The sequence below is a fragment of the Candidatus Eisenbacteria bacterium genome (genome assembly GCA_016930695.1).
Taxonomy (GTDB): Bacteria; Orphanbacterota; Orphanbacteria; order Orphanbacterales; family Orphanbacteraceae; genus JAFGGD01.
On the sequence record JAFGGD010000054.1, the window covers coordinates 60151 to 86283 of the forward strand.

Genomic DNA, 26133 nt, shown 5'->3' on the forward strand with positions numbered 1-26133 from the left:
TCGCCCATTGCCCGCCCAATCCCTCAATCCGCAAGCCCCGCCTTGACCTTCCTTATTATGTTCAAGTAGGATTATAGTTTGTTAGACGGGTCTTGGACTTCAAGCGCCGCCTTGGGAGAGACGATAATCCGAGAGAGGCGCCCACGGTCCGCGCATGGACGAGCGGAGACAATCTGTTGTCTGGAATAGAGATAACTATCGTTGCGGTCGCCATCGCCGGGGCGGTCTTTTTTCTTCTGCGACGCGCGTGGCGGTCCGCACGGGGGCGGGAGTCCCACTCCTGCGCGGGATGTGAGGGACTTTCGAGCGGGGCGTGCCCGCAATCGTGCGGGCGGGACGGTCTCGCCATCCGTGACCGCGTATCGAGCAGCGACCGAGGAGAGAGCTGACATGTTTCTCTCCGATTGCAAACCGGGGCAGACGGCGGTGATCGTCCGCGTGAACGGGGACGGGCCGGTCGCCCAGCGGCTGATGGAGTTGGGGCTGGTGGAGGGAGCCCGCCTCCGGGTTCTACGCGTCGCCCCTCTCGGCGACCCGATGCAACTTGAGATCCAAAACTATTGCCTCTCCCTCCGCAAATCGGAAGCGCGCGCGGTGGAGGTTCGCTTTTGATCCCGGTCAAAACACAGCACCGCGTCGCCATCATCGGCAATCCGAACACGGGGAAATCGAGCGTCTTCAACGCGCTCACCGGTCTTTCGCAAAGGGTGGGCAACTACCCGGGCGTCACGGTGGATAAAACCACCGGCGTGTTGGCGCCCGGCGTGGATTTGGTCGATCTCCCCGGCACATACAGCCTCGCCGCCCGCAGCCCCGACGAGATGGTGGCGGTCCGCGTCCTTCTCGGCGACTTAGAGGAGGAACCCCAACCGGACCTGGTCGTGGTGGTCATCGACGCGAGCAACCTGCAGCGCAATCTCTATCTCGCCACGCAGGTGATGGAGCTCGGCCTCCCGGTGGTGATCGTCCTCAACATGGTGGACGTGGCGGATCGCGCGGGCGTGCACGTCAACGCCCGGGGACTCGCCAAGGCGCTCGGCGTCCCGGTGGTCCCCACCGTGGCGAGCCGGCGCTTCGGCGCCGAGGAACTCCGCTCGGTGATCGTGAAACAGCTCGACGCGCCCCCCCCCGATCCCGGCTGGTCCTGGCCGGAGCCGATCCGGCGCGAGCTGGAGGCGCTCGAATCCCGCTTCCTCTTCGACCGCTTTCTTCTGGGTCGCGCGCTGATCGACGAGGGCGGCTCGGTGGAGCGCCTTCTCGACGCGAGGAGCGGAGGCACGCTTCTCCCCGCCCTCGAGGACGCGCGCGTCCGGATCCGGGCGACGGGCTCCACGCCGGTCCGGCTGGAATCGGCGATGCGCCACACATGGATCCGCGGGGCGATCGCCCCCTTCCTGGCGGAGACCGAGCACGGCCGGTCGCTCTCGCAGCGGATCGACGACGTGCTGGTCCACCGTCTCTTCGGCATGCCGATCTTCGCGGCGGTGCTCTTCGTCGTCTTTCTCGCCATCTTCGGCATGGCGCGTCCCTTCACCACCGCCATCTCGGGATGGTTCGCCGGGATCGGCGACGCCGTGGTCCACCTCTTCGCCGGCACATCCCTCGCCGGAGGCGCGCTGGAAAGCCTGATCGTGGACGGCGCCCTCGCCGGCGTCGGGGGGGTGCTCGTCTTCCTCCCGCAGATCGTTTTCCTCTTCCTCTTCGTCGCCATGATGGAAGACTGCGGCTATATGGCCCGCGCCGCCTTTCTCATGGACCGGATCCTCCGCCTCTTCGGGCTGAGCGGCATGAGCTTCATTCCGCTGCTGAGCAGCTTCGGCTGCGCCGTGCCGGCGATCCTGGCGACGCGGGTGATCGCCGATCGCCGGGACCGGATCGCCACGCTCCTCGTCGCCCCCCTCATGAGTTGCTCCGCCCGCATTCCGGTTTATACGTTAATGATCGCCGCCTTCATTCCCGCCCGAAACGTCGCCGGCTTCCTGCCGCTTCAGGGCTTGGTTTTCGGCGCCATGTACGTGGTCGGCGTGATCGTGGCGATCCCGGTGGCGATCGTGTTGAAGCGCACGCTGCTGCGCGGCGCGGGGAACACCTTCGTGATGGAGATGCCCTCCTACACGGCGCCGAACCCGCGGTCGGTGGCGATGCGGGTCTACCAGCGCGCCTGGGCTTTCGTGAAGCAGGCGGGCACGATCATCTTCTTCATGTCCATCGTGGTCTGGGCGCTCGGCTACTTTCCCCGCCCCGCATCGATCACCGCCGACTACCAGGCGGGAGTCCGCTCGGCGGAGGAGAGGCTCGACGGCGCGGAGCGGGAAGAGGAGTTGCTCCGAATCGAGAGTGAGCGGGACGGCGCCTTTTTGCGGCAGAGCTTTCTCGCCCGGGCGGGCCACTTCATAGAACCGGTGGTGGCGCCCCTCGGCTGGGACTGGAAAATCGGCATGGCGACGCTCGCCTCCTTCCCGGCGCGGGAGGTGGTGGTCTCCACGCTGAACGTGATCTACGACCTGGGGAACGGGGCGGAGAACCGGGAGGCGCTGATCGGAACGCTTCGGTCGGCGCGGCGGGACGACGGGTCGCCGGCGTTCACCATCCCCGTCGCGCTTTCGCTGATGGTATTCTTCGCCCTCTGCATCCAATGCGGGGCGTCCCTCGCCGCGATCCGCCGAGAGACCGTCTCCTGGCGATGGCCCCTCTTCACCTTCGGCTACATGACCGCCATCGCCTGGCTCGGCGCCTTCGCCACCCACCAGATCTTCGTCCGCATCCTTTAGATATTATTTTTTATGCCGAGGCCGATCCGCTCGATCATTCGCGCGCCGCTTCCCGGTCAACCGGCCAGCGCCGCCACTTGCGCGACGCCGGCGGCGTTGACCGCCACGTGCAGGAGGATCGCCGGCCAGATCGAGCCGGCGGCGAGCCGGGACCAACCGAGCACGATTCCGTTCAGAAAGATGGTGGTCATGTCTGTGGGGCCGTACTGGATGTGCGGGAGCGTCCAGAGCAGAGAGGTGATTCCGACGGCGCCGATCCAGCCCATACGGGAGGCGGCGAGCCCGTGAAGCAGAAACCCGCGCACCAGGATCTCTTCGAAGAGGGGAGCGGCGACGGCGATGGCGAACCAGAGAACGATCGGCGTGGGGGAACTCCGGTAGGCCCGCAGGAGAAACTCCGGTACCGGTTCGCCGCCGAGCCGCGTCCGAAAGATCTCGATGGCGATGAAGGCGACCGCGCCGATCGCCGTGGCGGCGAGGAAACGTCCCCAGCCGCTCCACAGGAGTCCCAGGTATTTCGCCGCCGGGTAGGGGCGGCGGCGGAGCGTGAAGAGCGCGGTGAGGGCGATCCCGACCACGGCGCCGGCGATCACGCCGCGCTCCAGCACCGCGCCGCCCAGAAGAAGATTCTCCGCGTTCGGGCTTCGCCCCTCCCGGATCATGTCGATCAACGCGCCGAGCAGGAGGGGGATCTGCACGATCTGGCTGAGCGCCAGGATGAGCAGCCCCACGGCGAGCGTGGAGACCGGGCCGTAGAGGCGGCCTTCCTCCGGGCTCGTTTGCCGCTCCATCTCCTCGGGCATGCGCGCTCTCCTTCCCCGGCGAGTTACCGGAGGGTTCCTCGCGAGCGAAAGGGGGGATCGCTCCGGGATCCGCGCCGGCTCTTATTCCGCGACGCGGCAGACGAGTCCCTTGAGATAGTTCCCCTCCGGAAAGGCGAGGGAAACCGGGTGGTCCGGCGGCTGGCCGAGGCGGTGCAGCACCTGGACCTCACGGCCCGAGTCGAGCGCCGCGCCGGCCACCACTTTCCGAAAGAGCGGCTCCTCCATGAGGGCGGAACAGGAGAAGGTGAAGAGCAGCCCGCCCGGCCGCAATAACTTGAACGCCAAAAGATTGATGTCCTTGTAGGCCCGTGCGGCACGTTCCAGGTGACTCTTCGCCTCGACGAACCGGGGCGGATCGAGGACGATCGCGTCGAAGGAGCGGCGGGAGTCGCGGAAGCGCCGGAGGACCTCGAAAACGTCCCCCTCCAGGTTCTCGATCCGGTCCTCTCCGATGCCGTTCCTTTCGGCGTTCCGGCGGGCCGTTTCCAGCGCGTCCCGCGAAGACTCCAGGTTCGTCGCCCGGGCCGCGCCGGCGGCGACGCAGGCGACGGCGAAAGCGCCGGTGTAGGCGAAGGCGTTGAGCACCTCCGCGCCGCCGGTCATGGTCGCCGCGACGGCCCTGTTTTCCCTCTGGTCCAGATAGAACCCGGTCTTGTGGCCGCGCCGCACATCCACAAGAAAGCGGCAGCGCCCCTCGCGGATCTTGATCGTCTCCGGCGGCTCCGACCCGGCGAGAGGACCCTCCCGGCGCTCGAGTCCCTCCTTTTCCCGCGCCGCCCCGTCGGAACGCTCGTAGACACCGGCCGATGGGAGGGCGTCTCCGAGGGCGTCCAGGATCTCTCCGCGCCGCCGCTCCGCGCCGGCGGAGGTGAAACGGCAGACCAGGAAACCGGCGTAACGGTCCACCGTGACCCCCGGAAGACCATCCGACTCGGCGTGAATCACGCGGTAGGCGTCCAGTTTCTCCGCCTCGACCCGCTCCCGTCGCAACCGGACCGCGCGGGCGACGCGGGCGCGGATGAAGGAGCCGTCTACTTCCTCTTCGGGATCGAAGGTCCACATGCGAACCGCGATCTGCGAGCGGGGCGACCAGGCGCCGCGGCCGAGAGCGCTCCCGTCCCCGGCGATCACCTCCACCGTTTCCCCGGATTCCGGGTCGCCGTCGACGCGTTCCACCGCTCCCGAGAAGACCCACGGGTGCCGCCGGAGCAAGGAACGCTCTCGCCCCGCTTTCAGAAATAGACGGGCCATCTTCCTCCCTTTCCGCGCGCGGCCCGTTCCGGTCGCGCGGGGCCGTGCTCCCGCCGTCCATCATAGGAAGGGCGGGGCGCGACGGGAAGCGCGAAAAGGGAAAGGCGGAAAATCGCGGTCGCGGGGAAGAGGACGTATCGCCCGGACCTCGCCCGGATGGACCGCCCTAGCGCTCCCCCCTCTCCCAGCGGAGCAGCCAGCGGTAGAAGCGTGGGTTTTCGTAGATGTTCTCCGCGTTGCTTTTCTCGGGAGTCCGTATCGACAGGATGCGTCGTGCCCGGGGCGTCTCCCGGAGACCGCCCGGATCGTCGATTCGGATGAAACGGTCGCCGCCGAAAAACTCGATCCGCCTCACCGTCTCGATCAGAAGATCCGAGGGCGCGGCCGGATTGTCTCTGTTTTCAATGATCCATATCGGTAGTTTTTCGAAGGCGGACCGCGCGTCTGCCGAGTCGAGCCTGATCGCGGCGGCGCGGGGGAGACCGCCCAGGGGCGCCGCGGCGGCGAAGCGGTCCGGATGTTGCTCGAGACAAACCCAGACGCCGCACTCACCGCCGCCGGTCCCGGTCAGATAGACGCGCCGCGGGTCTCCGTGGTATGCGCGCGTCACGTCGTCCACCAGCTCCATTAAACGGTCGGTCCGATCCTCCCGCGGACCATCCTCTTCCCGGACGCCCGTGAAACGGGGCGAGAGAATGAGAAAGTCCCGGCGCAGGAAGGCGAGATCCTTCCGGTCCATGGTCTCCACCACGCGGGCGGGGCCGGAGATGATGTCCCCCCCCGACCGCCCCCCCCACCACCCCGCTTCACGCAGGGCGAGGAGCAGCGGCCAGGAGCGAGAGCGATCATAGCCCTCCGGAATCCAAAGCAGATAGCCGTCGATCGATTCGCCGGGGAGCCAAGTCATCGTGTGCGTCCCCGCCTTCGGCGAGGGCTCGCGATCGCAGGAGAAAAGGCAAGCCGCGCAGAGAATCGCGGTGATGAAAAACCGGAGGTGCGGGTCGGTGCGCATCGTCCATCTCCGCGGGGTCTCGGAAAGGGGCTCCAGAGCGGCTCGTCGATAGCCGGCGTCCCGGCCGCCGCTCGGTGGGTCGCGGCGGACCGGAAAACGGGCGGAAGACGCTTCTCTGATGAAGACGAGCAAACGCGCCATTCCATTCAACGGAGAGCGTGCGCTGCGCCCGTTGCTCGGGAGTCTCCTTTCGGCGCGGTCAGGACGATCCGCATCCGGTCGAAGTCGAAGGTCATCGCCCAGGCATTGAAATAGTCGTGCGAGATGATCCCCGCGAGGAGAAAACCCCATCGATCCGGCGGTCCCGGGAATCCCCCGTGCAGGCCCCGGATTCCCTCGCGCCGCGCGCCCCCCAGAGAGAGTTCGTCGAGAGTGAAGGATCGGATCTCGACCGGCCCGCCGCCGCCGATGCCCGTCATCGTCTCCTCGGACAGTTCGATTCCCGCCTCGTCGATCAGGAAATCGGCCGGAACGAATCCGCCGCCCGCCAGTCCCGTGTCCACCAGGAAAAGACAAGGGCCGGCGCCGTTCGCCGTTCCACGGGCGACCATGAAATGATCCCCCGCCATCCGGAAGGGGATCTCGTGGCCCCCCGGCGGAGCGGAGGCGCTTTCCGCGCGCCGCCGGAGCACGAGCCTCTCGCCGGGATAGTCGATGGTGGAGAGGAAGTGATAGAGGACGACCGTTCCGATCACGCCGTCGATCGATCCGCCGGGACCGGGAGGAAAACGAATCCCCTTGAGATGGATCGGCACGTTCTTCACCGTAAATCCACCGAGACCGATCGAATCGGCGCGGCCGTATTCATACATCGCCCGGCGTCCTCCGGCGAAAACGCCCTCTTCGGCGCCGAAGGATCTCCCCGCGCCCGCGCTCGCCGCGAATGCCGGGTCCAAGGAGAGCACCGATCCTCCCGTGTCGATCAGAAAGCGCCCCGTCCGCCCGTTGACACGGATCGTGACGACCGGCAGAGGAAATCCCTCCAGGAAGGGGAGGACGGCCGAGTCGGCGGTTCCGGCGATCTCGTACGGCGCCTCTCCTTCGAAGCTCTCCATTTGATCGGCGAAGGCGGTCCGCCCGGCGGCGCGCAGAAGAGGCGCGGCGGCCGTGAAACGGTCCCGGCGATAATGGGTCTCCGCTAAAAGGAGCTTCGGGCGCTTCTCTTCCGGAAGGAGATCCGTCGCGGCGCGGAGCCGAGATTCCGCCTCGTCCAAACGGTTCTCCAGAAGAGCGATCTCGCCCAGACGGAGCAACGCACTTCCGCCGTCGTCCCCGTCTCTCTCGTATTCCGCACGGTACGCCTCCTCGGCGCGCGCAAAATCGCCCGCCCGAAAAAGACTGTCCGCGGGTATCGCCCCGCTCGCGGCGACGGCGAAAACCGGCCGAAGCGCCACCGCCGCCAGGGCGAGGCACGCCCACCCGATCCATACTCTTCGCATCGCCGCACCTCCTTTGCTTCGTCGGCCCGCCGGAGGAGGCATTCCTCCGACCGGCTCACTCTCTCCGACGAAAGGAATCGAACGTCTGTTCAAATAATTTTGAATTTTTAAACGGTTTGCCTTGACGCCCCGCTCGGATCGTTTAGGATCGATCCATGAGCGCGCCGCGGGACAAGATGGTGCTCCGTTCGCCCGAGCAGGTCGCCGCGCTCGGCTCGCCGGTCCGTTTCCGGATCGTCGACATCCTCGCCCTGCGCGGCGCCTCCTCCGTTCGGGAGATCGCCGTCGGCGCCGGCTGCTCCGTCACCTCTCTCTACTATCACATCCGCGTGCTGGAGAAGGTGGGCATCCTCGAAGAGGCGGCGACGCGGGGGACGGGACGGCGCATGGAGAAAACCTACCGGCTTCGGGCGGGGAAGCTCGTCATCGACCCGAAGAAGCGTTCCGTCCCGTACCGGCGGGCCATGGCGGACAGCTGCGCCGCCCTCCTCCGCCGCGCGGAGAGGGATTATCGTGCCGCCGCCTCGGCGACGGAGGTCCGGTTGGAAGGCGAAGAAAGGGACCTGATGATCCGGCGCCTCGTCCTCCGTCTCGATTCCGAGGGGCTCGCGCGTTTGAACCGTCTGCTCGACCGCGTTTCGGCACACGCCGGACGGCGCGGCGGGGCTGGCGGCGCCCCCGTGACTCTCACCATCGCCATGAGCCGGGTACCCGAGCTGGATCGCTGACGGCCGCGGCGCACTCCCGTTACGGAGCCACGGCCGGCGACTCCAACACCGCCGGGAGGAACTCCAGATCCTTGGGATAATTGAGGCTGTCGGCGACAACCGCGTATTCGCCCGTGACGGAGTGGATCCGATAGAGCTCACCGGAGAAATTCACGACCGCGTAGATGTAGGAACCGGCGGTGGCCAAGCCGGTGATGTTCCCCGCGGGGAGGGTGCAGAGATCGGTCACGTCGCCCTCCGCCGTGAACCGGTGGATCTTCTTCGAGCGGCCCAGACTGAACGCGCCGTTTCCGTAGTCGATCGCGCCCAGCCACCCGCCGGTCGGATCGATCTCGCGGAAGATGGTCGCCGTGAGGGTCGTGAGATCGAGATCGATCAGCTGGCTATTCCCCGTCTCGGAGATGTAGGCGTGCCCGCCCACGACGACGCCGTCCAGGCTCTGCAACTCGTCGGGGCTCGAGTCGGGCATGGCGAGGGCGGCCGCGAGCGATCCGTCCACGGACATGCAGAAGATCGAATCGGTGGCGTTGTCCAGGAAGGTGAATCCCCCGTCGGGGTGGATAAACCAATCATAGCCCCTCGCGTTCGCCGCGGCGACCGGCACGACGTCGACCGTGTTTCCCTGGTGATCGATCTCGGTGATCGAGGCATGGTCTTTGAGAAAGATCCTCGTGCCGAGCACCTCCACGAACGCGCGCGATTCACTCAACACGAAACCGTTCCCGCTGAAGTCGAGCGCCGTGATTCCATCGTTGGTTCGTGTCAGAAAGGTTCCGGCGACCACCTCGACCGCGACGGTGTCCGCGTCGCTTTCACCCTCTCCGTCCGAAACGGTCACCCAGAGATCCACGGTCCCCTCTACGCCCGGCGCGATCCAGTCGGCTTCATTCCCGGTGTTCGTCGAATCCGCGTACGTCCCCGCCGCGGCTCCCCATGCATAGGTCAGGGAGTCGCCGTCCGGGTCCACGGCCACGCAGGCGAGCGCCGCGCCCTCGCCGGGGCGGAGGATCGGCGGGTTCACCACGAACGCCGCGATCGCGGGGGCGTCGTTTTCCGCTCCACCGTTTCCTTCCGGCGAGCCGGGATCGTCGCCGCCGCATCCGACCGTGAAAAGAAACGGAAGCAGAACAAGAACCGCGCAACACGCATGGACCGGGATACGCATGAGTCACTCCTCGCCAAGGTTCGTTGGAATACCGAGGGCGGTCGAGCGGCAACCGCCGACCCGAAGATATGCGGAGCGGGGGGGGCGAATCAATGGCGGAGGCGAGGCGGCCCGACGGGAGAGACCGCTTCCCCGGATCGGATCTGCGGTTTTCGTCGCATCCGTTATTTTCCCGCGACTTTTCGGCTCCGCGGCGGGTCTTTCCCTCGACCGTTCCCCCGAAGATTTTCCGCGCGGGCGAAGCGCGCGGGCGCCGTCACGAGGAGTCTTTCATGCGCAGCACCGGAGTCGCCGTCGCTCTCTTCCTCGCACTCGCCTTTTTCGGAGCCGCGGACGCGCGGGCGTTCGCTTCGCCCGGCGCGCCGCCCGACGCATCGAAGCGGTGGCCCACGCCGCCCCCCGGCTCTTACGAGGTCCTATCCGAAGACGGCGCGGCGCGCATTCCCTTCACGATTTTCCGGGGCGACATCCTGATGGACGCCGAAATCGGCGGGCGAAAACTCCGTTTGATGCTCGACAACGGCGTCCTCTGGGATCAGCTGCTTCTTTTCGGCAGCCCGCGCATCGATTCCCTGGAGCTCGCTTACGGCGACACCATCCTCGTGGGCGGCGCGGGCGACGGAGACCCGGTGGTCTCGCTCATGGCGCGGGACGTGGCGGTCCGATTCGCCGGCGTCGAGTTCGCGGGGCAGGAGGCGATCGTCACCCCCTACGCATCGGGCCTGACCGATCTCTGGGAAGGAGCGGACGGACAGGTGAGCGCCGCGTTCTTCAAACATTTCGTCGTGGACATCGATTTCGACGCGATGACGATCACTCTGATCCCTCCCGACGATTTCGAATACCGAGGAGGAGGAGGGGCGATTCCCATGCGGCCGATGCCGAACGGCTCCTACACGCTACCGGCGACGCTGCGCTATCAGGGCGGTGCGCTTCATCCCGGCGAACTCAGCATCGATCTCGGCGGCTCCCACGCCTTGCAGCTCCCCTCCCCGTCTCCCCGGACCGCGCCCCTTCCCGAAAACACGCTCGCCGTCTCGCTCGGTTTCGGCGTGCAGGGAGAGGTGCGCGGACGGCTCGGCCGGATCGCCGGCGTTCGGATCGGTCCTTACGAGGTCGCCGGCGTGCTGGCCGGCTTCCGCGATCCGCCCGCCTTGGACGGCGAAGATCGGGAGGCATACATCGGCTTCGAACTCCTCTCCCGTTTCAATCTGGTGTTCGACTACGCGCGGGAGCGCCTCTTTATCGAGCCGAACGGTCGCTTCGCCGAACCGTTCGAACACGACATGTCCGGCATGGGGCTCGGAAGGGCGGAGGACGGGACGTGGGCGGTCGCCTCGGTGCGTCCGGGAACGCCGGCGGAGGAGGCGGGGCTGCGCGCGGGAGATCGGATCCTGCGGATCGACGGGAAATCCGCGGACGGATTCGGGAGGGACGACCTCCGGCCGCTTTTCCGGAGGGCGGGCGCCGCTCTCCGCCTCCGCCTCTCCCGCGACGGAACCGAGAGAGAGATCGTGATCGTCCTCCGGCTCCGTCGTTTGATCTGAGCGGCGGCCGCGCCTCTCTTCGTCCCCCTTCTCGGCCCGCTCGATCAGCCGGCGGAATCCCCCAGCTCGCCCGGTACTCGGCGGGCCTTGATGCCGAGGGCTTTCTCGATCTGCTGTTCGATGCAGATCGCCTGTTCGCTCGTTTCCAGGCCGCCGACCAGTTTCCGGTTCCGGTCCGCGCGGGTTATGGCGCGCACCTCGTAAACCACCGGTTTCCCCTGCCGGTGTGAGTAGACCTTCTCCTTCGAATACAGTTGCGCGATCTCCGACGATTTCAGCGTTTTGTTGCCCAGCCAGGGAATCGGCGCGTGGCGAACGACGATCTCTCCGCCCCCCACCTTCACGAAGGTCCGGTTCAGCCAGCCGGCGATCACCCGATAAGTCAGGCCGACCCCCACCGCCACATGGAGCAGGGGGAACCACTTCATCGCCGTGGCATCGGTCGTCAGCGCGTGCCGGTACCAGAAGACCAAAAAACCGTCCCAGACAATCACGAAAGCGGTCAGGAAGAGAAGGGACGGGCTGAACCAACTCCGTACGATCACGAGCCGCGCCCCGTCGTGCCGGATCGACATCCCTTTCGGTATCCCGATCCCCAGCTCTCTTCCGGACATGGTCTGCCTCCTCTCGTCGGGTTGCCCGCCCCGAATCAAGCGGTCGCGGCGCCGAACGTCTCCGCCGAATCTCGGGAACGATCAGTCGCGCAGATGCTTCTCCGCGAGCGCGCGGTCGCGGAAAAGGGTGACGTCCAGCCCGGCGTTTCGGGAAACGGTCTCTACAAAATCGTGGGAGTGATCGTCGGGACGGACGAGAAGAGCGACCCGCGCTTTCTTGTCGACCCTTTCCGTCATCATGTCTTCATAGGCGAAAGAGTAGGTGTCCAGCTCCGTTTCGGTGTTCCGGCACTCCGTCATGTCCACCAGATAGCGATGAATGCCGAGATTCCTTCCCAGGGCGTGCGCTTCGACGTTCTGCCGCATCGCCACGGCTCGGTTGACCTCCCCGGTGGCTTTCAGCTCGATGTACGTTCGGTCCGGCGACGGAGTGATCGTGTGGGGCATGGCGGAACCTCCCGATCGATCGTGGATCGCCCCTCCCGGAAGCGGGCGCCGGGCCGGGGATGGATGCCGGTTATCATCAGTGTAAACGATTATCCGCCCGACGCCGAGCGGGATCGTGAAGCGCTCCGCGCGAGCGGCGGCCGGAGCGAATCGCCGAAATCCGATCGCCGTGACGGGCCCGCCGGGGCACCTCCCCGCGCGGACGGAAACGACCACGGGGAACGGGCGGACCCTCCGCCCCTCCTTGCCGCCACCGCCGTGATCGCGCTAGAATCACGGTTTGCGAAAACCGAGAACCGCCGAGCGGGGGAAGGGGGAACCGGCCGGCGCCGCGGCGACCGCCGAACCGCCCCCCAACTCGTGCTCTTCCAGGAGGATAGCCCCGTGGCTCAGAAAGTGACGCCCATGAGCAAGGACTACAGCCGGTGGTACACCGACGTGGTCCAAATGGCCGAACTCGCCGATCACGCCCCCGTCAAGGGGTGCATGGTGATCCGTCCCTACGGCTTCGCCCTGTGGGAGCATATGCGGGACGCGCTCGATCGGATGATCAAGGATACCGGTCACGTGAACGCCTATTTCCCGCTCCTCATCCCGGAAAGCTTTTTGAAAAAGGAAGCGGAACACGTCGAGGGCTTCGCGCCGGAATGCGCCGTGGTGACCCACGGCGGCGGCAAGAAACTGGAGGAGCCGCTCGTCATCCGGCCCACATCGGAAACGATCATCTACCACATGTACGCGAAATGGGTGATGAGCTACCGGGACCTTCCCGTCCTGATCAACCAGTGGGCGAACGTGGTCCGGTGGGAGCTGCGGCCGAGGCTCTTCCTCCGCACCCTCGAGTTTCTCTGGCAGGAGGGGCACACCGCCCACGCCACCGAAGAGGAGGCGAGGGAAGAGACGAGCAAGATGCTCGAGGTGTACCGCCGTTTCGCCGAGGACGTTCTCGCCGTGCCGGTCATCCCGGGCCTCAAGTCCGACGCGGAACGTTTCGCCGGCGCGCTCTACACCACCTGCATCGAGGGGATGATGCGGGACGGCAAGGCGCTCCAGTGCGGCACCAGCCACAACCTGGGGCAAAACTTCGCCCGCGCCTTCGACCTCGTTTTCCAGGACAAGGACGGCGCGCAGCGTCACGCCTGGAACACCAGCTGGGGCGTGTCCACGCGGCTCATCGGCGCGGTGATCATGGTGCACGGCGACGACAACGGTCTCATCCTGCCGCCGAGGATCGCCCCGCACCAGTCCGTGATCGTTCCGATTTACAGCGGCGACGCGGACCGCGAGACGGTGCTCGCCGCCGCCGAAAAGCTGCGCGCCTCGCTCGCCGGCGCCGGTGTGCGCGTCAAGGTGGACGATCGCGACCAGTACAAACCGGGCTGGAAGTTCGCCGAATGGGAGCAGAAGGGCGTCCCGCTCCGGATCGAGATCGGCCCCAAGGACGTGGCGAAGTCGCAGATGGTGCTCGTCCGCCGGGACACGCGGGAGAAGGAGTTCCTGCCCATGGAGGGGGCGGCCACGGTGATCCCGGAGCGGCTCGAGGCGTTGCAGAAAGCGCTTTTCGACCGCGCGCTGAAGTTCCGCGAGGAGCACACCCACATCGTCGATGATTATGAAGACCTCAAGCGTATCGTCGAGGAGGGAGGCTTCGCGCTCGCCCACTGGGACGGTACGCGCGAAACCGAGGCGCTCGTCAAGGAAGAGACCAAGGCGACCATTCGCTGCATTCCCTTCGATGGAGAGAAGGAGCCGGGCGCCTGCGTCCGCTCCGGAAAACCCTCGGCGCAGCGGGTGATCTGGGCGCGCGCCTATTGACGCCGGCGGCCCGGCGAAACCCGATCACGACAGAACGGAGAAACGCGATGAAAATCCCCGAGGACTTTCTCGAAATCCTCGCCTGCCCCGAAACAAAGGCGCCGGTGGTCCAGGATGGGGACTGGCTCGTCTCCACCGACGCCGCCACGCGTCGCCGTTACCCGATCCGCGACGAGATCCCGATCATGCTCGTCGAGGAGTCGGAGGTCATGGACGAGGCGGCGTGGCGCGAGGCGATGAAGCGCAACAACATCGACGCCGGCTAGAAACCGCCGGCGCGGAAGGCCGTCGCCGCGGACGGCGCCCCCTTCCCCGCCCCGGCGGCCGGAGACCGAACCATGGATTGGACCGTGCTGCTCACCGGAGTGATCGTCTTTTTCGCGAGGGTCGGCGACGTCTCTCTCGGGACGATCCGCACCATCAGCATCGTGCAGGGGAAGACGCGGGCCGCCTTCTTCCTCGGCTTCGTCGAGGTCTGTCTCTGGCTTTTCGTAGTCACCACCGTAGTGAACCAGGTGATGGAACAGCCGATCCTCGCCCTCTTCTACGCCCTCGGCTTCTCCACCGGGAACGTCGTCGGGATCAAACTGGAGCGGCGTCTGGCTTTCGGCCACACCGTGCTCCGCGTGATCACGCCGCACATGGGAAAAGAGATGGCCGCCGAGATTCGTGAGATCGGCTTTCCCGTCACCACCTTCACGGGAGAGGGGCGGTCCGGTCCAATCACGGAGCTGTATGTGGCCTGCCGGCGGCGCGACCTGCCCGTCATCCTGCCGGTCGTTCACCGCATCGATCCGGACGCGTTCTATCTGACCGAGCAGGCCGGCACGGTGAGCAAGATCCGCCGCCCCATTCTCACGCCGCGGACCGGCTGGCGGGGGATCGGCAAGCGGAAGTAGTCCCGGTCCCGCCCGCCGCTCCACCCGTTTCCCGCGCCGGCGATCGGCTTCCCGCTCGATTCGCTCTATATTGATAGGCGGAAGGAGGACGCCCGCCATGGCGATCCCCTGTCCGCGTTGCGGCAGGCAGTACGATTCGACGCTTTTCGCCTTCGACCGGACGGTGCGGTGTTCCTGCGGCGCCGTCGTCGATCGAAACGCGTCGATCGGCGCTCCGGACCCCGCGGAGAACGGCGACCAGATCGGATCGAGGAATCCCTCGTCGACAAAGAGGCAGACCGCTCCGTCCGAAACATCCCGAGGGGAGTAGGCGTCGTTGTCGCACCCTGTCGAGAAAAGAAGTGCGGCGACGGGGACGAGCAGAAGACGGAACACGGAGCCGGCGGGGATCGGTTTTATGTGACTAGTATACACGCAAATGGTACGGCTGGCTACGGGCGGGCGGTGTTCGCGTCCGGCGCGAATCCCGCGAGGAGCCGCTCCACCGCCGCCGGTATCTCCCGCGCCTCCCGGACGACGGCATCCGCGCCGTCGATCTCGCCGGGAGCCCCGAACCCGTAAGCCGAGCCGATAAAGAAGATGCCGTTGTCGCGGGCGGCGCGGAAATCGTCCCGGCGATCTCCGACCAGCACCGCCGGCCTCGCCGGGATCTCCCCCAGAACTTCCCGGGCCATTTCCGGCTTGCTCTCCTCCGGCCGCTCCCTGTGGCGGACCCGGTCGAACAATCCGGTGATCCCCCGACTCTCCAAAACCGTATCGATGTAAATTTTCGACCCGTTCGAGCAGATCGCCAGCCGGAACTCGCGACGGAAGCGCTCGAGCATCTCCCGTACCCCGGGATAGAGTTCTCCCGTTTCGGCGACCAGATCGAACTCGCGCCGGTCCATCTCCTCCAGAAAGAGGGTCATGTCCCGGCCGGGCGCCATGCCGCGGAACCAGTCGTGGAACTCGTGCACCGGACGGCCGAAGTAGCCGTTGATCGCATCGGCGCTCGGGCGCGGAAGGCCGTGACGGTCACAGGTTTCCCACACCGCCCGCGCCGTTCCCCGATCCCCCCGGAAAAGCGTGCCGTCCAGGTCGAAGATCAGAAGCCCGCGCGGTCGCGCCGGCGATTTCCTTTTATTGTCCAAGGATTTCCTCGATCGCCCGCTCCGCCAGGTCCGCGCGCCTGTCCACGGCGCGCCAGGACGCCCAGCGCTGCGGGTCCTCCGTGAAACCTCCCACGGGATGATCGTCGGGAAGCGCCGCGGCGACGAGCGCCGCATAGCGCCCCGGGTCGGGCGCCGGGCGCGTCCCCACCTCGCCGGCCGCCCCCGGCGGCGACGCGAAACGGGGATCGAGCGCCGCCGAGCGCGCGTGCAACCTGTCCGCCCGCCGCCCATGCTCTCGATAGGCCCGATAGTCCCCGTCCGACTGAAAATCGAGCAGCGCCAGCGCCGACTCGACCCTCCCCAAAAGGTCGAAGAGGATCGCGTCCTCCGTTCCCGGCGGGTCGGCAAGGGTCGACTCGGCCAGCGCCCGCCCCTCGAGAAGCGCCGCGCGCCCCGCCTCCCCCTCCACCGTCTCCCCTGTCCTCACGAGGGCGACCGAACGCAGGATCCGCCGAGCCCTTTCCGCTCTTTCATCCTCCGCCGTTTCGAGCGTCGCCAATTCCCGCGCCGCCCTCTCGAAATCGCCCGACTCGAAACAGGTCAGCGCCAGGCGCGCGTGTACCGCTCCCTCCACCTCCGGCGGCAATTCCCTCTCCAGAAAAGACGCGTAGCGCGCGAGCGCCGCCCTGGCGTCACCACGCGCGCGGAGCAGGTCCGCCTCGACGATTTCCAGATCCAAGCGGCCCGGACCGAGACGGAGCGCCTCGGCGAGCGCCTCCGCCGCCTCCGCCGTCAGCCTGTCCCGCAGGTACGCCCACGCGGCGACCCCGTGCGCGGCGGCGCGGAGAGGCTCCACCCCTACGCGCGCCGCGCGGTATTCCCGAACCAAACGCTCCCTCTCGCCATTCCTGTCGAGGAGAAGCAGCGTGTTCTCGAGCCCGAAGGGATCCTCCGGAAACAGGGCGCGGAAACGGGCGAGCGCCCCCCGCGCTTCCTCCAGTCGCCCCGCCAGAAGGAGCGCCAGCGCCCAGGTTTGTTCCTTTTCCGTCACGCCGGGGCGTTCCTCGAGCGAGGCCGCCGCCGCCGCGAGCGCCGTCTCCACATCCCCGGCGAGAACCGCTTCGCGGAAAAGCAGATCGAGAACCCCCGGCAGGCCGGGGAGCGCGAGCGCCGTCTCCCGGATCCGCTCGACCCGCGTCGCCCCTTCGTCCGCGCCGGCGCTCCCGTCGAGAAAACGGGCGGCCCGCCAGGCCGATCTCGCCCGCGCCGTGTCCCCCGCCGACTCGCCGAAAACGAGCAGATCATCGAGCGCGAAGGCGGCCCCCGGTTCCGCGCGCACGCCGAAGCCCCTCAAACCGTCCGGCATCGCGACACGCATCACCGGCCGTCCGTTCAGGTGAATATCCGCCTCCCCGTTCTCCAGGCGCGCGGCGAGGCGGTTCCAACCGTGGCGCAGGTCGACGATCAGCCCGGAGAGGGAACGAACCGGACGGTCCGTCCCGCCGCTTCTTTCCAGGAGGAACACCTCTCCGGACGGCATCACCCGGAAGATGAGCCCGCGGAAGTCGTCTCCCTCGGCGCGGGCTCCCAGAAGAAAATCGGCCGGTCCCGGTCCGTCGATCGCGAAGAGCGTCTCGATCCTCTCCGCGCCTCGGGGCGGTGAGGCGAGCAGGTCGAAGAGGGGCGCCCGGTTCGGGGTGGTGATCGTCAACGCGCCGCGAAGAACCGGGAACGCCCCGCGCGCCCAAAGACCCCGATCGGAGCCGAATCCGTCAAAGAGGAGCGCCCGGACGGACGGGGCGCGGGGGGATTGGGAGCGAGCCGCCCCGGTCGTGTGAAGGGCGATGTTATCGAAAACGAATGCGGACCCGGGACCGGCGGCGAGTCCGATCGCGCTCCATGTGGAGTCGGGGAGGGGGGCGGCGAGCGCCTCTTCGCCGGCGATGACGACCGTGATCCGTCCCTTCTCGATCCGCACCGCCGCGCGGTTCCATCCGGAGAGGAAAAGCCCCGGCGGAGAGACCGGGCCGGCTAAAATCTCCGTCCCGGCCGCCCCGAAACGCTCGACACGAACCATCATTCCGCCGGAAAAGAGGACACGGACACCCCCGTTTTCCACAGTCCCCGCACCGAGAAGAAACGCCCAGCCCGATTCGGGCGGCCCCGCGCGCCGCGCCCCCTCCCACTCCACCACCGTCACGCGGGACAACTCCCCGCAAGGTATCCACGCCGCCGCCCACTCCCCCTCCGGTGCCACGATCCGAAGCTCCCCCCCAAGCGCCTCACCGGCGCCGCGCCAGAGCGTGCGTATCCCATCGAAGGAATCGAAGCACTCCAGGGCGGTCCCGGCGAGCAGGTCCGCCCGCGAATAGATAGTGCGCGCCCCCATCGACGGACCGGCCGCCATCAGGAATGCAATCCCGGCGAAGAACAAGGCTTTCACGAGGCCTCCTGCGCGGAACATCCGCCCCCCTTTCCGGAAGTGCAATACTACCGGAAAAAACCCCGCCGCGAAACGCGTCTCAACCTCCCCGGATCGGGTCGAGTCTCTGTAAATCACGGGAACATCTAAGGATCGGGATGCCCGGCCTTTGTGGATAAGGGGTTAAGTCGCTTCGAGGGGGCCAATATTCCTTTGTTGAAAAATAAGGGGTTACGGCTATTCCGCCGATCGAGGACGGTTTTTCGCCCTTTTCCACTTATCCACACGATCCACGAGCGCACGATTCTGCCGGGCAACTGTCAAAACGACCCACCCACCCCCTGCCGACAGAGTGCCCCCACAAGATAAGCGACCTCTCTCGACGAAAACCACACCATGTTCCCCGCCGAAAAATGGGGAATGGGGGGGCGGGATTCGGGAGGGTGGGAGGGCCCTCTGCGACGAGCGCCCGGCCCCCGATCGGCCCGCGTTCATCCGTTAAAAGAGGGGGCTCGCGACGGAACTCTTCTTATCTTTCTGTGGTAGAATGGAAGGGCGTCTCAAGCCCCCCGCTCTATCGAACCGGAGAAATCGCGAGATGAACCTGCCCGAAGGGACCATGAGGGGAAAAGGCCGGCTTCGCCTCCGGGGCGCGTTTTCCGCCGCCCGATTCGGCGCGATCCCCTGGTGGGACGAGCGTTTTCTCTCCCGCGTTCTTCTCTCTTTTCTCCTCGTCCTCTTCACGATCGGCAGTCCGGGCGTATCCATAGCGGCAACCCGCGATTCCGGCGAATGTCCGGGCGCCTCGGCCTGCGGCTCCGACGAAGGGGCGAAGGGGGGATGCGCACACTCGCGGGGATGCGGCGGCGATTGCGAAAAGTCCCGGGGGTGCGACGGGCACCGGGCGCGCTGCGTCTGCTCCGCCGTGAGGGAGGCCTTCGCCCCCACGGATGACGACGACTCCCGGACCCCTCTTCCTTTCGCGGGGACGATCCGCCCCCGACCCCACGGGAGCATCCCCTCCATCGACATGCGGCCTCCGGTTCCCCCTCCCCGCGCGTCCTGATTCCGGATCGCACATTGTACCCGGCCGCCTCCGCGCGGGCCGGGCGCACGAATGTCTCCAGAGAAAGGACGTTTTCATGCGAGTGATCACGCGCATCGCGCTTGTTTTGCTGATTTTGGGCGTCGGTTTGGCGGGCGCCTATCAACTGAAGTCGAACCATTCCGAGGCGGTCGCGGCGGACACCCGGATCGCCGCCGGTGATTGTAATCAGCCCTGCGGCGACGCCCAGGGCAAGTGCAACGAGAGCTGTAAAGGCAAGGACGACGGCAAGTGCCAGGGGCAATGCAAGGGTAAGGCCGACGGCAAGTGCGAAGGGCAGTGCAAGGGCCACGCAGACGGCAAGTGCCAGGGCAAGTGCGAAGGGCAGTGCAGGGGCCACGCCGACGGCAAGTGCGACGAGAGCTGCAAGGGCCACGCCGACGGCAAGTGCCAGGGCCAGTGCAAAGGGAAGGATGACGGCAAAGCCGGCGCCGGCTGCCGGGGGAAGGGGAACTCCTCGGCCCAGACCGCCCCGCAAAAGGGATGCGCTTCCCAGTCGGGTTGCACAACCCCCTGCGGACGGTAAACGCCGAACGAAAGTCCAATAACAACGATCGCCCGCCGGCGACGACCGGCGGGCGTTTTTCATGACCGGACAGATAATAGGTGACTGTCCCTAATTAGTTCGAATTACTCTCCTCGATCTTGTCCGTCAACACGGTGACGGTGTTGCGGATCACCTCGAGGAAGCCGCCGTGGGCGGTGAAGCGGCGTGTTTCGCCGCCCGGCGCGGTGATTCGGAGGGACCCGTCACCGAGGGCGATGACGAGGGGCGCGTGGTTGAAGAGGATCCCCACCTCGCCGTCCACGGCGGTGGCGACCACCTTCTCGGCGTCCCCCTCGAAGAGCTTTCCCTCGGGGGAGTAGACCTCGCAGCGGAGCGCTTTCGAAGCCATCTAGCCGACCCCCATCTCCTTCGCCTTCGCCACCACTTCCTTGATCCCGCCGCAGTAGGTGAAGGCCTGTTCCGGGATATGGTCGTACTTCCCCTCCACAACTTCGGCGAAGCTCTCGATGGTCTCCGCCAACGGCACGTACGCGCCCTTGTAACCGGTGAACGCCTCCGCCACGTGGAAAGGCTGAGAGAGGAACTTCTGGACCTTCCGGGCGCGCTGCACGATCGCCTTGTCTTCCTCGGAAAGCTCGTCCATGCCGAGAATGGCGATGATGTCCTGCAGCTCCTTGTACCTCTGAAGGATCGCCTTCACTTTCTGCGCCACGTCGTAGTGTTCCCGGCCGATCACGTTCGGATCCATGATCCGCGACGTGGAGTCGAGCGGATCCACGGCCGGGTAAATCCCCAGCTCGGCGATCTGCCGCGACAGCACAGTCGTCGAGTCTAAATGCGTGAAGGCGGTGGCGGGCGCCGGGTCGGTCAGGTCGTCGGCGGGGACGTAGATCGCCTCCACCGACGTGATCGACCCGTTCTTGGTCGACGTGATCCGCTCCTGCAGCTCGCCCATCTCGGTGCCGAGCGTCGGCTGGTATCCCACCGCCGACGGCATCCGCCCGAGGAGCGCCGACACCTCCGCCCCGGCCTGGCTGAACCGAAAGATGTTGTCGATGAAGACGAGCACGTCCTGGCCCGACTCGTCGCGGAAGTACTCCGCCATGGTCAGCCCCGACAGTCCGACGCGAAGCCGGGCGCCCGGCGGCTCGTTCATTTGGCCATAAACCAAACAGGTCTTCTCCAGCACGCCCGACTCGGTCATCTCCAGATAGAGGTCGTTCCCCTCGCGGGTGCGCTCGCCGACGCCGCAGAAGACCGAGTAGCCGCCGTGAGCGGTGGCGATGTTGTGGATCAGCTCCATGATGATGACCGTCTTCCCCACGCCGGCCCCGCCGAAGAGGCCCGTCTTGCCCCCCTTCACGTAGGGCGCGAGGAGATCCACCACCTTGATCCCCGTCTCGAAAAGCTCCGCCTGCGGATCCAGCCGGTCGAAGGCGGGCGCATCCCTGTGGATCGGCCGCCTCTGCGTTCCCTCGGGGATCGGCCCCTTTTCGTCGATCGGCTCGCCCAGCAGATTAAAGAGGCGGCCCAGGGTGACGTCGCCGACGGGGACGGTGATCGGTCCGCCCGTGTTCTTCACCGGCATACCGCGCCGCACGCCGTCGGTGGAAGACATCGCCACCGCCCGCACCTGGTTCCGTCCCAGATGCTGCTGTACCTCCGCGGTCAGCCGGATCCGGAGGTCGCCCGTCGTCTCGTCCAGCTCCAGGGCGGTGTAGATCTCCGGCAACTCCCCCTCGTCGAACTGCACGTCGATGACGGGGCCGATCACCTGTACCACCTTGCCGGTGTTCATCGGTCGCTCCTTTTTGGTCTAAACGAGCGCGTCGGCGCCGCCCACGATCTCCGCGATCTCATTGGTGATCTGGGCCTGCCGCGCGCGGTTGAACTGTCTCGTCAACATCCGGATAAGCTCGTTGGCGTTGTCGGTGGCGTTCTTCATGGCGATGCGCCGGGCCGCCTGCTCGCCGGCGGCGCTCTCCAGCAGCGCCTTGAAGACGCGCATCTCCACGATCCTCGGAAGGAGGCTCTCCAGAATCGCCCGCGGCGACGGCTCCAGGAGGAACTCGGCGCGCGGCGCCTTCTCTTCGCCGCCGGAGCGCTCCACCGGCAGGGGAAGGACCGTCTCCATCACGGGCGGGTGGGAGGCGATGGACTGATAGGAGGCGTAGACCATGCGGAACTCGTCGATCCGCCCATCCAGGAAACGCTCCATGAAAAGCCGGGCGATTTCCGCGCTCTGCGCCGGCGTCGGCTTGTCCCCCACGTCGACGCGGCTCGACTCGATCGCGTAACCGCGATAGCGGAAGTTGGCGATCCCCTTCTTCCCCACCACGTGGAGTTCCGTCTCGACGCCGGCCCCATCGAGTTCCCGCATCATGTCCCGGGCGGCGCGGATTACGTTCCCGTTGAAGGCGCCGCAGAGACCGCGGTTGGAGGTGATCACCAGCACGCCGACGCGCCGCACCTCCTCGTGCGCCCGGAGCAGGGGAAAGCGGTCCGCGTAGTTTTCCAGATCCACCGCGTCAAGAATCTCCCGCAGCTTGTTCGCATAGGGACGGGTGGCGAGCACCCGGCTCTGGGTCTTCTTCATCCGGGACGCCGCCACCAACTCCATCGTCTTGGTGATCTGTCCCGTCTTCCCCAGGCTCTTGATCCGGCGTTTGATTTCGCGCGTCTTCGCCATCGCCCCGCGCCTACTCCTTCCCGAAACGCTCCTTGAATTGCTCGATCGCCAGGGTGAGCTCCTTCTCGTTCTCCTCGGTGATCGCCTTCTCCTTCGCGATCGACTCGAGCACGCCGGGGTGTTCTTCCCGGAGCGCCCGGAGCACCCCCTCTTCAAAGGCGCGGATTTTCTCCACCGGAACGCCGTCCAGATGTCCCTTGGTGCCGACGAAGATGATCGCCACCTGCTCCGAAACCGGCATGGGCGCGTACTGGGGCTGCTTCAGGATCTCCACCATCCTCTCGCCCCGGTCGAGCTGCGCCTGCGTCGCCTTGTCCAGTTCCGTGCCGAGCTGGGCGAAGGCCTCCAATTCCCTGTACTGGGCCAGGTCGAGCCGGAGCGAGCCGGCCACCTGCCGCATCGCCTTCAGCTGCGCCTTGCCGCCCACGCGGGACACGGAGATCCCCACGTTGATCGCCGGCCGCACACCGGCGTAGAAGAGGTCGCCCTGCAGAAAGATCTGCCCGTCGGTGATGCTGATCACGTTCGTCGGGATGTAGGCGGAGACGTCGCCCGCCTGGGTTTCGATGATCGGGAGCGCCGTGAGCGAACCGGCGCCGTTCTTTTCGGACAGCTTGACCGCCCGTTCCAGCAGCCGGGAGTGCAGGTAGAAGACGTCGCCCGGATAGGCCTCGCGTCCGGGCGGGCGGCGGAGCAGCAGGCTGAGCTGCCGGTACGCTTGGGCCTGCTTGGAAAGATCGTCGTAAACGACCAGGGTGTCGTTGTTGTGTTCATACATGAAGTATTCGGCCATGGCGCAACCGGCGTAGGGGGCGATGTACTGCATCGGCGCCGGATCGCTGGCGCCGGAGAACACCACCGTGGTGTACTCCATCGCGCCCGCCTCCCGGAGCCGCCTCACCACCCCCGCCACGGTGGACGCCTTCTGGCCGATCGCCACGTAGACGCAGATGACGTTCTGCCCCTTCTGATTGATGATGGTGTCGATGGCGATGGCGGTCTTCCCCGTCCCCCGGTCGCCGATGATCAGCTCCCGCTGCCCCCGGCCGATGGGGATCATCGAATCGATCGCCTTGATGCCGGTCTGGAGAGGCTCCTTCACCGGCTGCCGAGCCACCACGCCGGGCGCGAGGAACTCGATGGGACGCCGCGCCTTCGACTCCACCTCGCCCTTGTCGTCCAGGGGCTGGCCGAGCGGGTTCACCACGCGGCCGATCACCGCGTCGCCCACCGGCACGTCCAGAATGCGGCCGGTGCAGCGCACCTCGTCCCCCTCGCTGATGTGGAGATAGTCGCCGAGGATCACCGCTCCGATGGAATCCTCCTCGAGGTTGAGGGCGAGGCCGTACACGTCGTTGCCGAAATCGAGCATCTCCCCCGACATGGCGGCGGGGAGGCCGTGCACGCGGGCGATCCCGTCGCCCACCTCGAGCACGGTGCCGACATCCTCGATCCGGACGTCCTCGTCGAAGCTCTGAATGCGTTTCTTGATCACCGAAGTGATCTCTTCCGGTCGTATCTTCATGGGAACCTAACTTTCTCGTTCTTCCGCGCCGCGGAGCATCTCCCTCCGCAGGCGGCGGATCCGTCTCCGCAGGCTGCCGTCCACCCGGTGATCGCCGTATCGCAGCACCGCGCCGCCCAGGATTTCCGGGTCCGTGCGCCGCTCCAACACCATCTCCCGGCCGATCCGCTCCGAAAAGAGCGCGGCGATCCGCGCCGTCGTCTCCTCGTCCACCGGCTTTGCGGTGATGAGCGTGCCCCGGACGCGGCCGCTCTCCTCGTCCCACATTTCCTCGAAAGCGCTCAGCACGCGCCCGAGAAACATTTGGCGGTTCTTTTCGATCAGAAGGAACACGAGGTTGCGGAGGTCGGGCGAGACTTCGTCGCCGAACACTCCGCCGAAGATCTCCCGCTTCCGCACCGGATCCAGGCGGGGGGATTCGAGCAGGGCGGCCATGCGCGGTTCCTCGTCCAGGGCCCGGCGAACCGCCCGCACTTCGGCGAGCCGCTCCTCCGCGGCGTTCCCCTCCTTCGCAAGCTCCAGGAGGGCGCCGGCGTACACCCGCGCGATCGCTCCCGCCTGCTCCATCACGAGACGTCCTTCCCCGGTTCCTTCGCGGTCCGAGCGATGAACTCCTCCACCATCCGCCGGTGGTCGTCGTCGTCCATGGCTCTTTCCATCAGCCGGGTAGCCGCTTCGAGGGCGATGTCCACCGCTTCGCGGCGGACCCGTTCGATCGCCAGACCCTCTTCACGGCCGATCTCGGAGCGGGCGCGTTCGATCATCTCTTCCGCCTCGGCGCGGGCGCGCTCGGCGATCTCCTCGCTCCGCTTCTCCGCTTCCGCCTTCGCCCGGGCATTCATCGCCCGGACCTCCTCGCGGGCCGCGTCCAAAGCCTTCTTCTGTTCCTCGAGGAGCCGCGCGGACTCGTCCCGCGAACGCTCCGCCGACTCGATGGCGCCGGCGATCCTCTCCTCCCGGCGCTCCAGCGCCCTCAGGATCGGCCCCCAGGCGAACCACCGGAGGAGGATCACGAAGAGAAGAAAGCTCACGATCGTCCAGATCGCCAACCCCGGGCTGATGTTCAGCAGATTATCCATGCCGTCCTCGCCGGTTCGTTCCTTACGCCGACTTGGTCGCCAGCAGCATGCAGATCACGAGGGAAAAGAACGCGACGCCCTCGATCAGCGCGGCGGCGATGATCATCGAGGTCCGCAGATCGCCGGCCGCCTCCGGCTGCCGCCCCATGCTCTCCAGGGCGGCCGTCGCCAGCCTCGCGATCCCATAGCCCGCGCCGAACACGGTAATGCCGGCGCCGAAACCCGCGGCGAGAAATCCGAGATCCATCTTTTTCGTCCTCCTGTCCTTTTCCGTTTCGCTCCGGTCGCTCCGGACTCTTTGTCGAAACGAGAAGCCCCACTTCCCCTCCGTCAATGCTCCGGATGGATCGCCATGTTGACGAAGAGGACCGTGAGGAACGTGAAAATATATGCCTGTAAAAAAGCCACGAACAGCTCCAATGCGTCGATGAACAGCACGAAGGCCACCGCCGGCACCGCCACGGCGACCGCACGAAAGAGAAAGATCAGGCCGAAGAGGCTGAGGATCACCACGTGCCCCGCGGTCATGTTGGCGAAGAGCCGGATGGTGAGCGCGAAAGGTTTGATGAAATGGCCGACGATCTCGATGGGGATCATGATGGGAAGCAGGAAGATCGGCATGCCGGGCGGCACGATGTTCCTGATGTATTCACCGGCCCCCTGCTCGCGGATGCCGCTCGTCTGAATCACCAGGAAGGAAAGGAGGGCCAGGCCGCCGGTGACGGCGATGTTTGCGGTGGCGGTCGCCATGAACGGCACCAGGCCGAGTATGTTGCAGAAGAGGATGAAGAAAAAGAGCGAGAGAAAGTAGGGCGTGTAGCGCCGGCCCGCTTTCTTCCCCATTACGTCGTAGACCATGTCGTCGCGAACGAAGAGCACCATCGATTCGAGAAGGTTGACGAAGGTCCCCCGGGGGACGTCGCTCCGGCGGAGCCGCCGCGCGATGAGGACGAAGAAACCGAGCGCGAGCGCGCCGGCGATCCACATCATCAGAACCGCTTTGGTGATGGAGAGATCGACGGCGACGCCGCCGACATGGAAGGTGGGAAGCGGCACCAGCACCTGGTCCTGGAGATGGTGGAACACGTGGACGAAGTCGAAGTGCTCCGCCGCGTGCCCGGCGCCTTGCGCCGCCTGCTCGGCGTGACCGGCTTGCTGGACCGTCTCTTCGGCGGCGCCCGCCGCCCCGTGTCCGGACATGG

At 66.6% G+C, this 26133-nt stretch carries 28 protein-coding genes; 11 read left to right on the top strand and 17 right to left on the bottom strand.

The genetic code is table 11. The annotated features are described in order from the left end of the window. Nucleotides 1-176: 176 nt before the first annotated feature. The 3 genes from JW958_12925 to feoB are packed head-to-tail and all read left to right on the top strand — an operon-like array spanning nt 177 to nt 2771. Nucleotides 177-389, top strand: coding sequence for a FeoB-associated Cys-rich membrane protein (locus tag JW958_12925; protein ID MBN1827153.1), 213 nt, complete (start codon nt 177-179; stop codon nt 387-389). 1 nt (nt 390) lies between these two features. After that, nucleotides 391-612 (top strand): ferrous iron transport protein A, encoded by a 222-nt coding sequence (locus JW958_12930; GenBank protein MBN1827154.1) that lies wholly within the window; start codon nt 391-393, stop codon nt 610-612. Beyond that, nucleotides 579-2771: a ferrous iron transport protein B gene (gene feoB, locus JW958_12935; protein MBN1827155.1), complete on the top strand. Its 2193-nt coding sequence runs from the start codon at nt 579-581 to the stop codon at nt 2769-2771. Before JW958_12930 ends, feoB begins: the two co-directional genes overlap by 34 nt. Nucleotides 2772-2827: 56 nt before the next feature. Here feoB and JW958_12940 read toward each other — a convergent pair whose 3' ends face one another. From JW958_12940 to JW958_12955, 4 genes are all read right to left on the bottom strand, one after another. After that, nucleotides 2828-3574, bottom strand: coding sequence for a CPBP family intramembrane metalloprotease (locus JW958_12940; GenBank protein ID MBN1827156.1), 747 nt, complete (start codon nt 3572-3574; stop codon nt 2828-2830). Between the two features lie 81 nt (nt 3575-3655). Further along, complete coding sequence (locus tag JW958_12945; GenBank protein MBN1827157.1) at nt 3656-4846, bottom strand: class I SAM-dependent methyltransferase; 1191 nt, start codon at nt 4844-4846, stop codon at nt 3656-3658. A gap of 166 nt (nt 4847-5012) precedes the next feature. Continuing rightward, nucleotides 5013-5858, bottom strand: a complete 846-nt coding sequence (locus JW958_12950) for a hypothetical protein (GenBank protein MBN1827158.1) — start codon at nt 5856-5858, stop codon at nt 5013-5015. 146 nt (nt 5859-6004) lie between these two features. Beyond that, nucleotides 6005-7297, bottom strand: a complete 1293-nt coding sequence (locus tag JW958_12955) for an aspartyl protease family protein (GenBank protein ID MBN1827159.1) — start codon at nt 7295-7297, stop codon at nt 6005-6007. A 155-nt stretch (nt 7298-7452) separates the two neighbouring features. On the opposite strand from JW958_12955, the gene JW958_12960 reads away from it, so the two are divergent. Further along, the gene (locus JW958_12960; GenBank protein ID MBN1827160.1) at nt 7453-8025 is read left to right on the top strand and encodes a helix-turn-helix transcriptional regulator; all 573 of its coding nucleotides are present in this window, start codon (nt 7453-7455) and stop codon (nt 8023-8025) included. Between the two features lie 19 nt (nt 8026-8044). Here the strand turns inward: JW958_12960 and JW958_12965 are convergent, their stop codons facing one another. After that, the gene (locus tag JW958_12965) at nt 8045-9190 is read right to left on the bottom strand and encodes a hypothetical protein (GenBank protein MBN1827161.1); all 1146 of its coding nucleotides are present in this window, start codon (nt 9188-9190) and stop codon (nt 8045-8047) included. 272 nt (nt 9191-9462) lie between these two features. Here JW958_12965 and JW958_12970 point away from each other — a divergent pair, with 272 nt between their 5' ends. Next, on the top strand, nt 9463-10737 hold the full coding sequence (locus JW958_12970) for a PDZ domain-containing protein (protein MBN1827162.1): 1275 nt from the start codon (nt 9463-9465) through the stop codon (nt 10735-10737). A gap of 44 nt (nt 10738-10781) precedes the next feature. Here JW958_12970 and JW958_12975 read toward each other — a convergent pair whose 3' ends face one another. Together JW958_12975 and JW958_12980 are read right to left on the bottom strand one after the other, a co-directional pair. After that, nucleotides 10782-11351 carry a hypothetical protein gene (locus JW958_12975; GenBank protein MBN1827163.1) on the bottom strand — a complete coding sequence of 190 codons (570 nt, stop codon included), beginning with the start codon at nt 11349-11351 and terminating at the stop codon, nt 10782-10784. Nucleotides 11352-11432: 81 nt separating this feature from the next. Next, the gene (locus tag JW958_12980) at nt 11433-11798 is read right to left on the bottom strand and encodes a hypothetical protein (GenBank protein MBN1827164.1); all 366 of its coding nucleotides are present in this window, start codon (nt 11796-11798) and stop codon (nt 11433-11435) included. 384 nt (nt 11799-12182) lie between these two features. Here JW958_12980 and JW958_12985 point away from each other — a divergent pair, with 384 nt between their 5' ends. The 4 genes from JW958_12985 (at nt 12183) to JW958_13000 (ending at nt 14822) form a co-directional block, all read left to right on the top strand. Then, the gene (locus tag JW958_12985; protein MBN1827165.1) at nt 12183-13613 is read left to right on the top strand and encodes a proline--tRNA ligase; all 1431 of its coding nucleotides are present in this window, start codon (nt 12183-12185) and stop codon (nt 13611-13613) included. A gap of 47 nt (nt 13614-13660) precedes the next feature. Continuing rightward, nucleotides 13661-13879, top strand: coding sequence for a hypothetical protein (locus tag JW958_12990; protein ID MBN1827166.1), 219 nt, complete (start codon nt 13661-13663; stop codon nt 13877-13879). Nucleotides 13880-13951: 72 nt separating this feature from the next. Then, on the top strand, nt 13952-14512 hold the full coding sequence (locus tag JW958_12995; GenBank protein ID MBN1827167.1) for a DUF2179 domain-containing protein: 561 nt from the start codon (nt 13952-13954) through the stop codon (nt 14510-14512). A 97-nt stretch (nt 14513-14609) separates the two neighbouring features. Beyond that, entirely contained in the window at nt 14610-14822 is a 213-nt protein-coding gene (locus JW958_13000) for a hypothetical protein (protein MBN1827168.1), read from the top strand. Between the two features lie 121 nt (nt 14823-14943). Here the strand turns inward: JW958_13000 and JW958_13005 are convergent, their stop codons facing one another. Together JW958_13005 and JW958_13010 are read right to left on the bottom strand one after the other, a co-directional pair. After that, nucleotides 14944-15642 carry an HAD family hydrolase gene (locus tag JW958_13005; protein ID MBN1827169.1) on the bottom strand — a complete coding sequence of 233 codons (699 nt, stop codon included), beginning with the start codon at nt 15640-15642 and terminating at the stop codon, nt 14944-14946. Continuing rightward, nucleotides 15632-18046: a hypothetical protein gene (locus JW958_13010; GenBank protein MBN1827170.1), complete on the bottom strand. Its 2415-nt coding sequence runs from the start codon at nt 18044-18046 to the stop codon at nt 15632-15634. Before JW958_13010 ends, JW958_13005 begins: the two co-directional genes overlap by 11 nt. A 577-nt stretch (nt 18047-18623) precedes the next feature. Between JW958_13010 and JW958_13015 the strand changes: the two genes are divergently transcribed. After that, nucleotides 18624-19091, top strand: coding sequence for a hypothetical protein (locus JW958_13015; GenBank protein ID MBN1827171.1), 468 nt, complete (start codon nt 18624-18626; stop codon nt 19089-19091). A gap of 76 nt (nt 19092-19167) precedes the next feature. Next, nucleotides 19168-19656 (top strand): hypothetical protein, encoded by a 489-nt coding sequence (locus JW958_13020; GenBank protein ID MBN1827172.1) that lies wholly within the window; start codon nt 19168-19170, stop codon nt 19654-19656. 94 nt (nt 19657-19750) lie between these two features. On the opposite strand, the gene atpC is transcribed toward JW958_13020, so the two are convergent. The 8 genes from atpC to atpB all read right to left on the bottom strand — a co-directional run bounded on the left by atpC (nt 19751) and on the right by atpB (nt 26131). Continuing rightward, a complete protein-coding gene (gene atpC, locus JW958_13025; protein ID MBN1827173.1) occupies nt 19751-20026 on the bottom strand; it encodes an ATP synthase F1 subunit epsilon in 276 nt (91 codons plus the stop codon). Then, nucleotides 20027-21436, bottom strand: a complete 1410-nt coding sequence (gene atpD / locus JW958_13030) for a F0F1 ATP synthase subunit beta (protein ID MBN1827174.1) — start codon at nt 21434-21436, stop codon at nt 20027-20029. Nucleotides 21437-21454: 18 nt separating this feature from the next. After that, nucleotides 21455-22327, bottom strand: a complete 873-nt coding sequence (gene atpG / locus JW958_13035) for an ATP synthase F1 subunit gamma (protein ID MBN1827175.1) — start codon at nt 22325-22327, stop codon at nt 21455-21457. A 10-nt stretch (nt 22328-22337) separates the two neighbouring features. Continuing rightward, nucleotides 22338-23852: a F0F1 ATP synthase subunit alpha gene (locus JW958_13040; protein ID MBN1827176.1), complete on the bottom strand. Its 1515-nt coding sequence runs from the start codon at nt 23850-23852 to the stop codon at nt 22338-22340. Nucleotides 23853-23858: 6 nt separating this feature from the next. Next, a complete protein-coding gene (atpH, locus tag JW958_13045; protein MBN1827177.1) occupies nt 23859-24422 on the bottom strand; it encodes an ATP synthase F1 subunit delta in 564 nt (187 codons plus the stop codon). Further along, complete coding sequence (gene atpF, locus JW958_13050; GenBank protein MBN1827178.1) at nt 24419-24931, bottom strand: F0F1 ATP synthase subunit B; 513 nt, start codon at nt 24929-24931, stop codon at nt 24419-24421. Before atpF ends, atpH begins: the two co-directional genes overlap by 4 nt. A 22-nt stretch (nt 24932-24953) precedes the next feature. After that, nucleotides 24954-25178, bottom strand: coding sequence for an ATP synthase F0 subunit C (atpE, locus tag JW958_13055; GenBank protein ID MBN1827179.1), 225 nt, complete (start codon nt 25176-25178; stop codon nt 24954-24956). A gap of 83 nt (nt 25179-25261) precedes the next feature. Next, entirely contained in the window at nt 25262-26131 is an 870-nt protein-coding gene (atpB, locus tag JW958_13060) for a F0F1 ATP synthase subunit A (GenBank protein MBN1827180.1), read from the bottom strand. Nucleotides 26132-26133: the final 2 nt, after the last annotated feature.

Coding starts and splice junctions, on each gene's coding strand:
- JW958_13015 (MBN1827171.1), top strand. CDS start 18,624: ATGAACCTGCCCGAAGGGACCATGAGGGGAAAAGGCCGGCTTCGCCTC.
- JW958_12975 (MBN1827163.1), bottom strand. CDS start 11,351: ATGTCCGGAAGAGAGCTGGGGATCGGGATACCGAAAGGGATGTCGATC.
- JW958_13040 (MBN1827176.1), bottom strand. CDS start 23,852: ATGAAGATACGACCGGAAGAGATCACTTCGGTGATCAAGAAACGCATT.
- JW958_12970 (MBN1827162.1), top strand. CDS start 9,463: ATGCGCAGCACCGGAGTCGCCGTCGCTCTCTTCCTCGCACTCGCCTTT.
- JW958_12955 (MBN1827159.1), bottom strand. CDS start 7,297: ATGCGAAGAGTATGGATCGGGTGGGCGTGCCTCGCCCTGGCGGCGGTG.
- JW958_12990 (MBN1827166.1), top strand. CDS start 13,661: ATGAAAATCCCCGAGGACTTTCTCGAAATCCTCGCCTGCCCCGAAACA.
- atpD (MBN1827174.1), bottom strand. CDS start 21,436: ATGAACACCGGCAAGGTGGTACAGGTGATCGGCCCCGTCATCGACGTG.
- JW958_12945 (MBN1827157.1), bottom strand. CDS start 4,846: ATGGCCCGTCTATTTCTGAAAGCGGGGCGAGAGCGTTCCTTGCTCCGG.
- JW958_12950 (MBN1827158.1), bottom strand. CDS start 5,858: ATGCGCACCGACCCGCACCTCCGGTTTTTCATCACCGCGATTCTCTGC.
- atpB (MBN1827180.1), bottom strand. CDS start 26,131: ATGTCCGGACACGGGGCGGCGGGCGCCGCCGAAGAGACGGTCCAGCAA.
- JW958_13000 (MBN1827168.1), top strand. CDS start 14,610: ATGGCGATCCCCTGTCCGCGTTGCGGCAGGCAGTACGATTCGACGCTT.
- JW958_12930 (MBN1827154.1), top strand. CDS start 391: ATGTTTCTCTCCGATTGCAAACCGGGGCAGACGGCGGTGATCGTCCGC.
- atpG (MBN1827175.1), bottom strand. CDS start 22,327: ATGGCGAAGACGCGCGAAATCAAACGCCGGATCAAGAGCCTGGGGAAG.
- JW958_12995 (MBN1827167.1), top strand. CDS start 13,952: ATGGATTGGACCGTGCTGCTCACCGGAGTGATCGTCTTTTTCGCGAGG.
- JW958_12940 (MBN1827156.1), bottom strand. CDS start 3,574: ATGCCCGAGGAGATGGAGCGGCAAACGAGCCCGGAGGAAGGCCGCCTC.
- atpE (MBN1827179.1), bottom strand. CDS start 25,178: ATGGATCTCGGATTTCTCGCCGCGGGTTTCGGCGCCGGCATTACCGTG.
- JW958_12960 (MBN1827160.1), top strand. CDS start 7,453: ATGAGCGCGCCGCGGGACAAGATGGTGCTCCGTTCGCCCGAGCAGGTC.
- atpF (MBN1827178.1), bottom strand. CDS start 24,931: ATGGATAATCTGCTGAACATCAGCCCGGGGTTGGCGATCTGGACGATC.
- JW958_12980 (MBN1827164.1), bottom strand. CDS start 11,798: ATGCCCCACACGATCACTCCGTCGCCGGACCGAACGTACATCGAGCTG.
- JW958_13020 (MBN1827172.1), top strand. CDS start 19,168: ATGCGAGTGATCACGCGCATCGCGCTTGTTTTGCTGATTTTGGGCGTC.
- JW958_12965 (MBN1827161.1), bottom strand. CDS start 9,190: ATGCGTATCCCGGTCCATGCGTGTTGCGCGGTTCTTGTTCTGCTTCCG.
- atpC (MBN1827173.1), bottom strand. CDS start 20,026: ATGGCTTCGAAAGCGCTCCGCTGCGAGGTCTACTCCCCCGAGGGAAAG.